Origin of the sequence: Actinokineospora fastidiosa, assembly GCF_014648415.1 — a bacterium.
In the GTDB taxonomy this organism is placed as follows: domain Bacteria; phylum Actinomycetota; class Actinomycetes; order Mycobacteriales; family Pseudonocardiaceae; genus Actinokineospora; species Actinokineospora fastidiosa.
Window position 1 is genome coordinate 719,751 of record NZ_BMRB01000001.1, and the last position, 12,735, is coordinate 732,485.

General features: G+C 72.3%; 12 protein-coding genes. 3 read left to right on the top strand and 9 right to left on the bottom strand.

Annotation, left to right across the window (positions count from 1 at the left end; all coding sequences use genetic code 11):
* Nucleotides 1-186: 186 nt before the first annotated feature.
* The 9 genes from IEY98_RS03305 to ssd form a co-directional block, all read right to left on the bottom strand.
* Entirely contained in the window at nucleotides 187-570 is a 384-nt protein-coding gene (locus IEY98_RS03305; RefSeq protein WP_189208775.1) for a VOC family protein, read from the bottom strand.
* Nucleotides 571-1,013: 443 nt separating this feature from the next.
* Nucleotides 1,014-1,640 (bottom strand): bifunctional DNA primase/polymerase, encoded by a 627-nt coding sequence (locus tag IEY98_RS03310; RefSeq protein ID WP_189208776.1) that lies wholly within the window; start codon nucleotides 1,638-1,640, stop codon nucleotides 1,014-1,016.
* Nucleotides 1,641-2,372: 732 nt separating this feature from the next.
* A complete protein-coding gene (locus IEY98_RS03315) occupies nucleotides 2,373-2,732 on the bottom strand; it encodes an Rv3654c family TadE-like protein (protein ID WP_189208777.1) in 360 nt (119 codons plus the stop codon).
* Nucleotides 2,716-3,066: a TadE family type IV pilus minor pilin gene (locus IEY98_RS03320; RefSeq protein ID WP_189208778.1), complete on the bottom strand. Its 351-nt coding sequence runs from the start codon at nucleotides 3,064-3,066 to the stop codon at nucleotides 2,716-2,718. The genes IEY98_RS03315 and IEY98_RS03320 overlap by 17 nt, the downstream gene beginning before the upstream one ends.
* Nucleotides 3,063-3,239: a DUF4244 domain-containing protein gene (locus IEY98_RS03325; RefSeq protein ID WP_189208779.1), complete on the bottom strand. Its 177-nt coding sequence runs from the start codon at nucleotides 3,237-3,239 to the stop codon at nucleotides 3,063-3,065. Before IEY98_RS03325 ends, IEY98_RS03320 begins: the two co-directional genes overlap by 4 nt.
* 12 nt (nucleotides 3,240-3,251) lie before the next feature.
* Nucleotides 3,252-3,929, bottom strand: coding sequence for a type II secretion system F family protein (locus IEY98_RS03330; RefSeq protein ID WP_229786531.1), 678 nt, complete (start codon nucleotides 3,927-3,929; stop codon nucleotides 3,252-3,254).
* Nucleotides 3,926-4,411, bottom strand: a complete 486-nt coding sequence (locus IEY98_RS03335; protein WP_189208780.1) for a type II secretion system F family protein — start codon at nucleotides 4,409-4,411, stop codon at nucleotides 3,926-3,928. The genes IEY98_RS03330 and IEY98_RS03335 overlap by 4 nt, the downstream gene beginning before the upstream one ends.
* Before the next feature lie 830 nt (nucleotides 4,412-5,241).
* Nucleotides 5,242-6,435, bottom strand: a complete 1,194-nt coding sequence (locus IEY98_RS03340; RefSeq protein WP_189208781.1) for a TadA family conjugal transfer-associated ATPase — start codon at nucleotides 6,433-6,435, stop codon at nucleotides 5,242-5,244.
* Nucleotides 6,436-7,009: 574 nt separating this feature from the next.
* Entirely contained in the window at nucleotides 7,010-8,083 is a 1,074-nt protein-coding gene (ssd, locus tag IEY98_RS03345) for a septum site-determining protein Ssd (protein WP_189208782.1), read from the bottom strand.
* A 380-nt stretch (nucleotides 8,084-8,463) separates the two neighbouring features.
* On the opposite strand from ssd, the gene IEY98_RS03350 reads away from it, so the two are divergent.
* The 3 genes from IEY98_RS03350 (at nucleotide 8,464) to IEY98_RS03360 (ending at nucleotide 12,730) form a co-directional block, all read left to right on the top strand.
* Nucleotides 8,464-9,261, top strand: coding sequence for an HAD family hydrolase (locus IEY98_RS03350; protein WP_373292307.1), 798 nt, complete (start codon nucleotides 8,464-8,466; stop codon nucleotides 9,259-9,261).
* A 482-nt stretch (nucleotides 9,262-9,743) separates the two neighbouring features.
* Nucleotides 9,744-11,510, top strand: a complete 1,767-nt coding sequence (locus tag IEY98_RS03355) for a glycoside hydrolase family 3 protein (protein WP_373292308.1) — start codon at nucleotides 9,744-9,746, stop codon at nucleotides 11,508-11,510.
* Nucleotides 11,507-12,730 (top strand): exo-beta-N-acetylmuramidase NamZ family protein, encoded by a 1,224-nt coding sequence (locus IEY98_RS03360; RefSeq protein WP_189208784.1) that lies wholly within the window; start codon nucleotides 11,507-11,509, stop codon nucleotides 12,728-12,730. Before IEY98_RS03355 ends, IEY98_RS03360 begins: the two co-directional genes overlap by 4 nt.
* The last annotated feature ends 5 nt before the right edge of the window (nucleotides 12,731-12,735 follow it).

Sequence of the window (12,735 nt, forward strand, 5' to 3'; positions counted from 1 at the left end):
GTAGTCGCGGCACGCCGCGCTAGCGGCCCGGGCTACGGCGGCGATCACCGCACGGTGATCGCCTCGGCTGGATGTTGGTCCGACTTGCTGCTCCCGGGGATGGCGTTCCCGCCAGCTCCAGCCGAACGTCTCACCCATGCTGCTCGACTGGATGGCGATTCCTCGACTCCCGCCCAACCTCCCTCATCAGCCTTTGCTGGTCGGCTGGATGAGGTCCCACCTGTTGCCGTAGAGGTCGCGGAAGACGGCGACTGTGCCGTAGGGCTCGTGGCGGGGCGGTTCGTCGAAGCGGACCCCGGCGGCCTGGAAGCGGGCGTGGTCGCGGGCGAAGTCGTCGGTGGTGAGGAACCAGCCGACCCGGCCCGCGGTCTGGTCGCCGATGCGGTCCCGCTGCTCCGGGGTGGCGGCCCTGGCCAGGAGGAGGCCGGTGCCGCCGCCGGGCGGGTCGACGACCACCCACCGCTTGCCCGGCTGAGGCGTGTCCTCGCGGAGGGTGAAGCCCAAGGCGTTGACGTAGAAGTCGATCGCCTCGTCGTAGTCGCGGACGATGATCGCCACCAGGTCGAGCATGGGGACATCCTGCCGCACAGGGCGGCGCGCCGGGGCGCGTCGGGGTTCGGGTCCGACGCGCTTCCCGGCGCGCTGCGGTGCCGCCGAGGAGCTGGCGAGGCGCCTGCTACCTGGAGTCCACTGTGGTCTCTTCGGGCGAGTCGGCGTCGGGAGCCGCGCGCGCTTGCCGTCGTCGGGCAGCGGCGCGCGGTCCCGGGGCGGGTCGCCGACCGCGACCGGGCGGAGGCCGCGTCGTCGTCCGGTGGCCACGAGTGGTCTGGGAGGCGCATCCCCCAGCATGCTCTCGGCTGGCCGCCTGTCCCCGGCGCCGCCACCGAGGGCGGGAGTGTGGCGCGGCGCGAGCGGACAGGCTGGTTCTGCGGCCGGGCAGGGGAGTTACGGGAGGAGGCCTCACCCCACCCGGCCGCAGTGGTCCACTATGGAGTTGTCAGGTCCGTGACCGGTCAGTCGGCGGCGACGAGCGCGGCCGCCCGGCTGTCCACCGGCGCGTCGAGCGCTTCCAGCAGGGCGTCCTGGACGATGCGGGAGTCCGGGAGCACCCAGTTGCACACGTCCGGCTTGACCCGCCAGTGCACGACACCGTGCCTGCCAGGGCTCGGCGGTAGCGAGACCCACTCGCCGTCGGCGCGCAGCGTCACGTCGTGCTCCCCGAGGTCGCGGTGCAGCCGCCCGCCGGAGCGGGTCAGGAAGAACCAGCGGCTCTCCGGCGTCGCCACGATCGGCACCGGCAGGCCGAAGGTCCGCAGCACCCGGGCCGCGCGCCTGCCGAGGTCACCGTCGACCTCGATGGCGTCGACCCCGGCCCCGGTGGCCAGCAGCAGGCTGTAGGGCTGTCCCGCCCACCAGGTCGCGACCTGCGCCGCGTCGGTGCCCACGCGCTGCCGCCAGTCGGCGTGCACCGGCACCGGCCCGTCGGCCTCGACGCCGTCGCGACCGGCCCATCCCTGAGCCGTCGGGTAGGTGCCGGGCAGGACCGACCAGCCCTGGAACGCCAACCCGATGGCCTCGGCACGCAGTTCCGGCCGGAACGCCCGGCGCCAGGTATCGGACCTTTCGCTGCTGTCCAACATCTTTGGTGGAGCCTCCTCGCGATGCGGACCCGAAGTCTCGGCGTCCTGTGACCTACTCAACGGCATCACCCCACCCTCGGGAAACTTGCAGTCGACAACTGGTCGTTATGACGGGGTGAAGTGCGAGCAGGCCACCGGGCAGCCGAACACCCGACAACCGGTTACCGCGCCCACCCGGCTCACACGTCCGGGTAACCGCATTATCCGACCATTCTCGACTCCCCCCGCCCCGGAAACCCTGATGACCAGCACGAACGGCCCTCTACGCAGAGTGTGCCCACCCACACCCCACGACGAGGGGCACCCGACGCCCCTGCCGCTCACCGTGCGGCAGCAACCGCTTGCCCCCGCCGGAAGGCGATCAACGGCCGGATAACGGCCGAACCGCCCTTCGGCAGGGCCGAACGGCCACCTCCGCCCGACCGCTGGCAGCGGCACTCGCCTCCGCTGGCTCGCACGAACTCCGGCCAGCCTCCCGACACGGACTCCCGCCCGCACGGGATCTCGCGCGGCAGCCACCGCCCGGAGCATCCCTCGGCCGCGCCGGAATCCGGTTCGGCGCGATCGGGACAGTTCCTCGCCTCCCCCTGAACCTGCGATCGCAGCCCCGATTCGGAGTACCCGTCACCTCCACCCGAACCGTGACGGCAGCCAACCGCCTTGCGTCGTCTCCTCCCATTCCTGCGCACTGCCCCGGCGTCCGCCGAGCCAGCCCACGTCTCTCTCGGTCCTCTAGTGCCGCGATGCCGCCACGGCGTCCACTGGGCCTGCGCGCGCTGTTGCCTCAGCCCACCCGAATCCCGCGAACGGGCGCGCGACGCGGATGGTGATCTCCAGGCCCGTCAGCTCGCATGCGCGTACCTCGCTGCCCGTTCGGCTCGCGACGTCGGTCGCGGTCGCGCAGGCGACCTCCGGTCCAGACCACGCTTGGGCCGCTCCGGCGAGTGCGGCCAGGTCGGCGGCGGCGGCGGCCCGGTGGCGGGCGGCGACGGCCGCGCCGAACCCGACCACCGCCGCCAGCAGGGCGGCCAGCGCGGTGATTACGATGGCCGCCCAGACCGTGGCGACGCCGTCGTCACGGTGGCGCGGCATCGGTTTCCCCTTGCCGCGCCCCGGGTTCGAGCACTGCTCGCGCGTCCGCGACCAGCGTCAGACCCGGCAGTGGACCGGTCGACTCGACGTGAGCGTCGACCGTGTCCCCGGCGTAGCTGAGTCGGACGGTCGCGCCGGACGGCGCCAGCTCGGCTGCGGCCGCATGAGCGTCGGGATCGCCCCGCGCGGCCAGTCGGGCGGCTTCCCGCGCGGCGTCGACGCACCGGATCTGGTTGATCGCCGCCGAGCCGCCCAGCAGGACGAAGCCGAGGACGACCACCAGGCCGACGACCGCGACGGCGGCCTCCACGGTGACCGCGCCCCGGTCGTTCACGGCTCCTCCAGTGACCCGGAGATCAGCGAGGTCATCCGTTCGAGGATGTGGTCGCCGGTGAGGATGCCGTAGAGCAGCGCGGCGAACGCGGCGGCGGCGACCGTGCCGAGGGCGTACTCGGCGGTGGACATCCCGCTGTCGCGGCGGAGGAGTCGGTACAGGAACAGATACATGGGTTTGTCCTTTCAGAGGAGGGTTGTCGCCATGCCGATCACCACCGGGGCGATGCCCAGGCAGAGGAAGGCAGGCAGGAAACACAGGCCGAGCGGCCCGGCGATCAGCACCGCCGCCCGCTGCGCCCGCGCCTCGGCCGCGTCGACGGCCTGTTCGCGGGCACGGCGAGCCAGGCCGCGAGCCAGGTCGGCCAACGCCGTCCCGGACCGCGCGCTGCGGCTCGCCCCGCGGGCCAGTGGGGCGATCTCCGGACACGCGACGGCCGACCACGCGTCGCGCGGTGCCGCGCCGAGGGCGAGCAGATCGGCGGCACCGGTGAGCGCGGCGGCGACGTGCGGCGGGAAGTGCCCGGCGACCACGCGGACCGCCGTCGGCACCGGCATCCCGGCGGCGAGGCACGCGGCCAGCAGGTCGAACCCCGCGGCGGTGGTGAAGCCGAGCGTGGGTGCCCGCCCTCGGCGGAGCCGGTGGACGAGCAGCCAGGCGGCAGGCCCGGCCGCGAGTCCAGCCAGCGGGTGCGCGAGTGCGGAGGCGCTTGCGCCGGTCGCCACACCCACGGCCACCGCCCGCGTGATGCGCGGCGGGGACCGCTTGGGCATGTCGAACAGTCGTCTCAGGCGAGCCGCCGCCGGTCGGTGCGGTGTCCAGAGGAGGAGAGCGGCCGCGAGGGCGAGGAGAGGGGTGGTCATGTCGGCCTTTCCGTTATGCGGGTGATGTGTTCGGACCAACGCAGCCCGACGGCGGCGAAGGCGGCGCCGACGAGGAGCAGCAGCTGGCCGAGCGTGGTGTCGGCGAGCACGGCCAGCGGGTCGGCGCCTGCGGTCTGCCCGAGCAGGAGCGCGACCCCGGGAAGGCAGACGAGCACGCACGCACTCGCCCGCGTCCCCGACATCCGCGCGTCAACCTGCCGCGCGAACCGCGTCCGCTGCTCGAGGTCGACCCTGATCGCGTCGAGGACGTCTGCCAGCGGCAGACCGTGGTGGGTGGCCAGCTGCCAGACGCGGACGACCTGAGTGGCAGCGATGGAGGACTCCGGTAAGGGCGGTTGACCGCCCAGACGCGCGGCGGCCGCCGCCGACCGCAACATGACTGCGACCTCCCTCGGCGCGTCCTCGGCCGCCGACTCAGCCGCAGCGACCGGTGTCGCCCCCGCCCGCAGCTCCGCGACCATGGCGCGAAGGGATTCAGCCAACCCATCATCGGCGACGAGCGCTGCCCGCATCCGCCTGCGTCTGCGGGAGGCCCCGCGAACGAGCACGGCGAGGACGAGTGCGGAGACCGCCCCGGCGGGTCCGAGGACGGCCCAGGCCAGCAGCGCCAGCAGGACTGGGGCCAGAGCACCACTCTCGGGTAGGCGCAGAGTGCGAGGCGACGTACGGTCTCCTTGCAGAGCCCGGAGTCTGCTGCGAGCGACGTCCGCAGGCCATACGCCGATGGCGGCGGCGAGCAGTAGCGGCGCGACGGCGGCGGTCATTGGTCCTCCTGAGGATGGGGATGCGGGGAAGGCTTGGCGGAGCGAGGCAGGGCTGCGGCGTGCTTGGGGGAAGTGACGAGTAGCGGGAGAAGGGCGAGGGCGGGACAGGTGAGCGGATCGGGGGCAGACGCGGACAGAACAGAACGGTCGACCTAGCGGCGAGCGAGCTGTCGGTCCGCAAGCGGACCGTCGGTGCGCAAGCGAACGGTCGGCGCGCGGGCGGGCGAACGGCGGTGGACGGGCGGACGGTGGGTGGACGGGCGGAGGGCGGCGAGCAGACGGGCAGCGGACGGACGGTGAGTGCGCGGCGCTGGGTGTGCAGCGATGGGTGTGCAGGCGGACTGTCGGTGGGCGGGCGGACCGACGGTGCGCGGGCAGACCGACGGTGCGCGGGCAGACCGTCGGTGGGCGGGCGGACTGTCGGTGCGCGGCGGTGGGTGTGCGGGCAAGCGATGGGGTGGGATTGGTTGGGTTCATTGAGGGCCGCCGGGTTGGGGGTGGGGTGGTGACGGGTGTGGTCGGTTAGGTCATGGGTGCCAGCCGGGGTGGGGGTGGCGGTGGGATGAGTCTTGGTTGGTTGGTCGGGTCAGTAGGCGGTCTAGGAGGGGGTAGTGGGCCGTGGGGTGGCCGTTTTGCCAGACGGGGGTGGCCTGGACTGTCGTGGTGGGGCGGTGGAGGACTGCGATTTCGGTCAGGTGGCGTTGGGGGCCGGTTCTGGTCATGTGGAGTACTAAGTGGATTGCGGCGGCTAGTTGGGTGTGGAGGGCTTCTCGGGGGAGGGAGGTCAGAGCGGCTAGGGCCTCTAGGCGGGCGGGGACGTCGGTGGGGGTGTTGGCGTGGACGGTTCCTGCGCCGCCTTCGTGGCCGGTGTTGAGGGCGGTGAGGAGGTCTACTACCTCGGGGCCGCGGACTTCGCCTACGACGATTCGGTCGGGGCGCATCCGGAGGCTCTGGCGGACTAGGTCGCGTTGGGTTATCTCGCCTGCGCCCTCGATGTTGGGTGGGCGGGACAGGAGGCGGACGAATTGGGGGTGGTTGGGGTGGAGTTCGCCTGCGTCCTCGATGCAGATGATTCGTTCGGTGGCGGGGACGGCGGAGAGCAAGGCCGACAGGAGGGTGGTCTTGCCGCTGCCGGTGCTGCCGGAGACCAGGAAGGCCAGGCGGGCTTGGACGATTCTGGTCAGCAGGTCGGCGGTGGTGGGGCAGAAGGTGCCCCGGCGGACCAACTCGGGGAGGGAGTGGGTGGCGGGGCGGAGGACGCGGAGGGAGAGGTAGGTGGTGGTGGCGATGGGAGGGAGTACCGCGTGCAGGCGGACTCGGACCGGGGTGACGGATTCGGGAAGCCAGGCGTCGACGAAGGGCTGGGCGTCGTCCAGGCGGCGGCCAGCGGACAGGGCTAGACGTTGGGCCAGGCGACGGACGGCGTCGTCGTCGGGGAAGCGGGTGTCAGACCGGCGCAGGCCTCGCGGGCTGTCGGTCCAGACCTCATCGGGGGCGGTGACGAGGATGTCGGTGACGTCGGGGGTGGACAGCAGGGGGTCGAGCGGGCCTGCGCCGATGAACTCGCGGCGGAGTTCGGTGAGGGCGGTGTTCATGTCGTTCTGGCCAACGACACCGCCCGCGCATTCGCGCACTGCCTCGGCGACCATCGCCGGGGTGACGGCAGCGCTGTCGCGGCGCGCCAGCCGCAGGCGGACGCGGTCGGTGAGGTCGGGGATCATGGGTCGGCTCCGGAGGTTGTGGTTGTGGGTGGGAAACACGGCGGGAGTTGGGAAAGGCCCCACGGCTTGACGGACTTGGGTGCACGGACGGAGAGGAATCGTGCGGTGGAGGGATCGGGTTAGAGGTGGCGTAGGCGTGGCGGGAAAGCCGGGGTGGGTTCAGGAGTGACATGGGACGCGGGAGGGAGTAGCTCGAGAGGAGTGGGGCTGAGGCGAGGAAGGGGGAAGCTCGAGAGGCTGAGATCGGGGTCGTGTCGGGATACGGGAGGGACGCTCGATGGGCGGGGGGTGTGGGAAACGAGAGGGGAGCGGGCACGAGAGGACTGGGGCAGGAGTGGAGGTGAGGCGCGGAGGTGGACGCTGGCGGGGCTGGATCAGGAGTGGTGCGGGAAGGCGGGAAGGGAAGACTCGGGAGGACCCGGGGCAGAGGTGGAGTGGGACGGGAGGGAGGTCGAGGGGGCTGGGTCAGGGAGGTAGGACGCGGGGAGTTCTGGCGGGCTGCGTCGGGCGTAGGACTTGGGGACTTCGGGCTGGCTAGGTCAGGGGTAGGGCTGGGGAGTTTGGGGAGACGCGGTCAGGGGTGGCGTGGGGTGGGGGAAGCGCGGGGGGAGTTGGGGTTGAGTTCGCGGAGGACGGTTTTGGCGGCTCTGGTGAGGGAGGGGCGGGGGTGGAACAGGCCCTGGTCGATCAGGCGGGGGAGGTCGCGGTCGAAGGTGTATTTGGCGAGTAGGCGGGTGGAGAGGGTTTTGGCTATCTCCTGTGGAGTGAGGCGGGATGGGGAGGGGCCGCGGATGACCAGGGCTGGGTGGGCGCCGTGGTCGCGGAGGGTGGTCATGGTGCGGTGGGCGGCGGCGCAGGAGCGGATGTCGGCGGGGACGACCATGGCGACCAGGTCGGCGGAGGACAGTGCGGAGCGGGTGGCTTCGGTGGGGTGGCGGGGGAGGTCGCAGATGACCGTCTCGCCGGTGCGGCGGCCCGCGGCGACGACCGCGGACACCGCGTCGGCTGTGGGGCCCTCGCCTGCGCGGGCTCCGGACAGGATGGTCAGGCGGGCGTTGCCCTTGGTTCGGCCGGGGAGGGCGGCGTGCAGGCTCGCGGCGGACACGCGGCCTGACGACAGGCGGATATCCGGCCAACGGACGCCAGGTGTGGTCTCGGTGCCCAGCACCAGATCCAGGCCGCCGGAGAGAGGGTCGCAGTCGACCAGGAGGGTGGGCTCGCCCGCGTCGAGGGCGGTCAGGGCGAGGGCGGCGGCGAAGACGGACGCGCCCGCGCCGCCCGTCCCGCCGACGACCGCGAGCACCGGGCCTGCGCGGCCTGCCGGGGACTCCACGGCGTCGGCGAAGGCGCACTGGAGCCAGTCGGCGTCGTCGGGCAGGCAGACGACCCGGGTCGCGCCCGCGTCGTAGGCGGCGGAGAGGAACGCTGTCGGCGGCGGGCCTGCGTGGATCACCAGCAGGGATTCGCGTTTCGGCAGTCCGCGGCAGGACGCCGGGTCGTCGACGAGCACCAGGGGCGGGCCGCTCCAGCGGGCGCTCAGCTCGACCGGGTCGGCGACGCGGTCGAGCGGGCACTGCGCCACGGCGGCCAGGCGCAGCACCTCGTCGGCGAGGGATTCGTCGCGCAGGCAGGCGATGGGACGGGACATGGGGACCTCCTCGGATCGCGGGTTCTGACTCCACGATCCGCAGCGGCCCGCCCGGCCCGCCACCCCGATTCGCCGCCTGTGGACAGTTTGGCCGCCTGTGGACAACTCGGCGGAAACGTCGGCACCGCACGGCAAACTCGACAGACAGGGGACGACCCCCGCCAGGGGGGAGGGGCGGGGGTCGTCGACAGGTTCAGCCCCGGGGGGTCGGACTGAACCGTCCCGGCACGCGGCCGGGGTAGGAGTACTGTATCCCGTTCGCCGGGCCGGTACGCCAGATACGGTCGAAGACAGCATGATCCGCCCCCGGTCCTCGCCCATACGGCGCGCGGGTCCTGCGCCATCCGGATGAGCAGCCCGGGGTCTTTATGCTGACACCCGTGCACGAGCCCCGGATAGCGGCGTTCTTCGACCTCGACAAGACGGTCATTGCCCGCTCAAGCACGCTGGCGTTCAGCAGGCCCTTCTTCCAGGGCGGGCTGATCAACCGCCGGGGCGTGCTCAAGAGCGCCTACGCCCAGTTCGTGTTCGCCGCGTCCGGCGCGGACGCCGACCAGGTCGAGCGGATGCGGGCCCACCTGACGACGCTGTGCACCGGGTGGGACGTCGAGCAGGTGCGCGCGATCGTGGAGGAGACGCTGCACGACATCGTCGACCCGCTGGTCTACGCCGAGGCCGCCGAGCTGGTCGCCGAGCACCGGGCGAAGGGCCACGACGTGGTCGTCGTGTCCGCCTCCGGGGCGGAGATCGTCGCCCCGATCGGCCGGATGATCGGGGCGACGCACAGCGTCGGCACCCGCATGGTGGCCGTCGACGGCCGCTATACCGGTGAAATCGATTTCTACTGCTACGGCGAGAACAAGGCCGCCGCCATGCGCGAGCTGGCCGACGCGCACGGCTACGACCTCGCCGCCTGCCACGCCTACTCCGACTCCAGCACCGACCTGCCGATGCTGGAGGCCGTCGGCCACCCCAGCGTGGTGAACCCCGACCGGGCGCTGCGCCGGGTCGCGGCCGAGCGCGGCTGGCCGGTGCTCGCCTTCAGCAAGCCCATCTCGCTGCGCTCGCGGTTCACCGTCCCGTCCGGAACCGCGGTGGCCGTCACCGCCATCGGGTTGGGCGCCGTCGCGACCGCCGGAGCGGCCTGGTACGGCTACCACCGAAGGAAGAGACGCTGACCGTCCCAGACGGACAACCCCTCCGGCGGTACCACATCCAGCGGTGTTCACGGGGCGTCAGCCGTGTCTTGACCGGTGCACCCGAACGTGCCCTTGAAGTGACCTTCAGCACTGGGTAGAAAGGAGTTGCGGACTTCGGATCGGCCAGGGACGGAACGAAGAGAAGTTCCGATCCACCCCGATGGCGAACTCCGTGCGCGAGCACCAAGCACCCACGCGCAGCACGCCGCGGGAGGCATGTCGTCTAGGGACTGCGTACCGGGACGCCGGGCGCCGAGTCCAGGAATGTACGACACCGTTGCACGCTTGGTAACTTGAGTCGCTCGCGCTGCGGACTTGGGCGGTTCCACCGGTCGGTGGGGCCGCCCAATCCCTGTTCGGGGCCCGGTGGCGAGCGCGCGTTGACAACGCGCGCTTCGTGAGTAACTTCCAAGGGGAAGTCGTTCCTGGTGAACAACTTACCTCTCAGCCAGGAGGCACCGGTGCCCAGCTCCCGAACGGCGCTCGCCGCCGCGGTCACCCTGACGGCCGCCGCGATCGGCGCCGTCACGATCGCCCCGCAGCCCACGTCCGCAGCCAACTGGGTCGACGCCGCGCTCGACCGCCTGAGCCTGGAGCAGAAGGTCGGCCAGTTGTTCGTGGCGACCGTCTGGGGCAAGTCGGCGACCGAGGCGCACCCGAACAACCAGGCGCGATACGGCGTGGCCACGCCTGCGGAGGTGGTGAGCCGCTACCAGCTCGGCGGTGTCATCTACTTCAACAACAGCAGCACAGACAACGTCGACAACCCCGCGCAGCTCGCCGCCTTCTCCAACGGCCTGCAGCGCGCCGCGCTCGGCTCCGCGCCGCACATCCCGCTGGTGGTCGCCATCGACCAGGAGGGCGGCAACGTCACCCGGGTCGAGTCGCCCGCCACCGAGTACCCCAGCGCGATGGCGCTCGGCGCGGGCCGCAGCCAGGAGGACGCGCGCACGGCGGCGGCGATCAACGGGCGCGAGCTGCGCGCGATGGGCGTCAACCAGAACTTCGCGCCGGTCGCCGACGTGAACTCCAACCCGCTCAACCCGGTGATCGGGGCCCGGTCGTTCGCCGCCGACCCCGAGCTGGCCGCGCAGATGGTGGCCGCCCAGGTCCGCGGCTACCAGGACGGCGGACGCCGCACGGAGACGGTCTCGTCCTCGGCCAAGCACTTCCCCGGACACGGCGACGCCGCCACCGACAGCCACACCGGTCTGCCGAGGATCGACCGCAGCGCCGAGGACTGGCGGGCGGTGGACCTGCCGCCGTTCAAGGCCGCGGTCGACGCGGGCATCGACTCGATCATGACCGCGCACATCCAGTTCCCCAGCCTGGACCCCAGCGGCGTCCCGGCGACGCTGAGCAGGCCCATCCTGACCGGCCTGCTGCGCGACGAGCTCGGCTACGACGGCCTCATCGTCACCGACGCGCTGGGCATGCAGGGCGTGCGGGAGATGTTCGGCGACGCGGAGGTCCCGGTGCTCGCCCTGGAGGCGGGCGTCGACCAGCTGCTGATGCCGCCGGACCTGCCGCTGGCCCGCGACGCCGTCCTCGCCGCCGTGCGCAGCGGCCGGATCAGCGAGGCGCGCATCGATGAGAGCGTGCGGCGGATCCTCAAGCAGAAGTGGGAGCGCGGCATCATCACCCGTCCGCTCGTGGACGTGCGCCGCATCGGCGACCACGTGGGCACTCCCCAGAACCTGGCCGCCGTGCAGGCGCTCACCGACCGCACGGTCACCCTGCTCCGCGACGACGCCGACGCCCTGCCCCTGAGCGGGAACGTGCTGGTGGCAGGCGTGGGCGACACAGTGAACCCGACGAGGTCGCCGCAAGCGCTGGCCGCCGCGCTCGGCGGCACCGCGATGCCCACCGGCACCCGCCCGTCGGAGACCGTCATCGCCCAGGCCGAGGCCGCCGCGCGCGACGCGGACGCCGTGGTCGTGCTGACCAACAACCTCTCCGTGTTCACCCAGCAGCGGACCCTGCTGACCAGGCTCATCGCGACCGGCACCCCGGTCGTCGCCGTGGCGTCGCAGGTGCCCTACGACGCGGGCTTCGTCGACGCCCCCACCTGGCTGGCCACGTACTCCTGGCGCGGGGTCTCCATGAAGTCCCTGGCGAAGGTGCTGACCGGCGAGGTCTCCCCCAGCGGGAAGCTGCCGGTCGCGGTGCCCGACGGCGCCGACCCGACCGTGATCCGCTACCCGTACGGCCACGGGCTGGGCCGATGAGCATCCAACGCAGGCACTTCCTGGCCGCGACCGCCCTCTCCGCGCCCCTGCTGACCGCGTCGACCGCGAGCGCGGACCCGCGCCGCCAGGTCACCCCCGGCGCGGACGTGCTGGCGGGCCAGGGATGGCAGCTGCTCGACGGGCGGAAGGTCGGGGTGGTCTCCAACCCCACCGGTGTGCTGCGCGACGGCACGCACATAGTCGACGCCATGCCCCGCCCGGTGGCGGTGTTCGGGCCCGAGCACGGCTTCCGCGGCACGGCGCAGGCGGGCGGCTCGGAGGGCGACTACCTCGATCCGCGCACCGGCATCCCGGTCTACGACGCGTACGGCGCGGGCGCGGCCAAGCTCGCGGGCCAGTTCGCCAAGGCGGGCGTGGACACCGTCGTCTTCGACATCGCCGACGTGGGCGCGCGCTTCTACACCTACATCTGGACCATGTACACGGCCATGCACGCCGCCGTCATCGCGGACGCGGCGTTCATCGTGCTGGACCGCCCGAACCCGATCGGCGGCCACGCCCGCGGTCCCCGGCTCGACCCGGCGTACGCCTCGGGCGTGGGCCGCAAGCCGATCGTCCAGCAGCACGGCATGACGGTCGGCGAGCTGGCCCGGTTCTTCGACGCCGAGTACCTGCCCGCCGACGCTGGCAAGCGTTTGCGCGAGCTGACGGTCGTGCAGGTCAAGGGCTGGAAGCGCACGGACATCGACACCGACCTGCCCTGGGTCCTGCCCAGCCCGAACATGCCCACGCAGACGACCGCTCTGGTCTACCCGGGCACCTGCCTGTTCGAGGGCACGGTCTTCTCCGAGGGCCGGGGCACGACCCGCCCGTTCGAGATCATCGGCGCGCCGGGGCTCGACTGGCGTTGGGCCGAGGAGCTGAACGCGCTGAACCTGCCCGGGGCGCGGTTCCGGGAGCAGTACTTCGTCCCGACCTTCGGCAAGTTCACCCGGGTGGCCTGCGGCGGCGTGCAGGTCTACCCCGACCGCGGCTTCGAGGCGATCCGCACGGCCGTGGCGATGATCGTGACGGCCAGGCGCCTGTACCCGGACAAGTTCGCATGGCGTCCGGACAACTTCATCGATCTGCTGTCGGGCTCCGATCGCCTGCGGCGCATGGTGGACGCGGGCGCCGACACCGACGCCATCACCGGCGCGTGGGCGGACGAGCTCGCCGAGTTCAACCGGCTTCGACAACCGTATCTGCTGTACCGGTGAGGTGG

Bases quoted from the DNA above. Each gene is read 5' to 3' on its own strand.
- IEY98_RS03305 (WP_189208775.1), bottom strand. From the start codon at position 570: ATGCTCGACCTGGTGGCGATCATCGTCCGCGACTACGACGAGGCGATC.
- IEY98_RS03310 (WP_189208776.1), bottom strand. From the start codon at position 1,640: ATGTTGGACAGCAGCGAAAGGTCCGATACCTGGCGCCGGGCGTTCCGG.
- IEY98_RS03315 (WP_189208777.1), bottom strand. From the start codon at position 2,732: ATGCCGCGCCACCGTGACGACGGCGTCGCCACGGTCTGGGCGGCCATC.
- IEY98_RS03325 (WP_189208779.1), bottom strand. From the start codon at position 3,239: ATGTATCTGTTCCTGTACCGACTCCTCCGCCGCGACAGCGGGATGTCC.
- IEY98_RS03330 (WP_229786531.1), bottom strand. From the start codon at position 3,929: ATGACCACCCCTCTCCTCGCCCTCGCGGCCGCTCTCCTCCTCTGGACA.
- IEY98_RS03335 (WP_189208780.1), bottom strand. From the start codon at position 4,411: ATGGTCGCGGAGCTGCGGGCGGGGGCGACACCGGTCGCTGCGGCTGAG.
- IEY98_RS03340 (WP_189208781.1), bottom strand. From the start codon at position 6,435: ATGATCCCCGACCTCACCGACCGCGTCCGCCTGCGGCTGGCGCGCCGC.
- ssd (WP_189208782.1), bottom strand. From the start codon at position 8,083: ATGTCCCGTCCCATCGCCTGCCTGCGCGACGAATCCCTCGCCGACGAG.
- IEY98_RS03360 (WP_189208784.1), top strand. From the start codon at position 11,507: ATGAGCATCCAACGCAGGCACTTCCTGGCCGCGACCGCCCTCTCCGCG.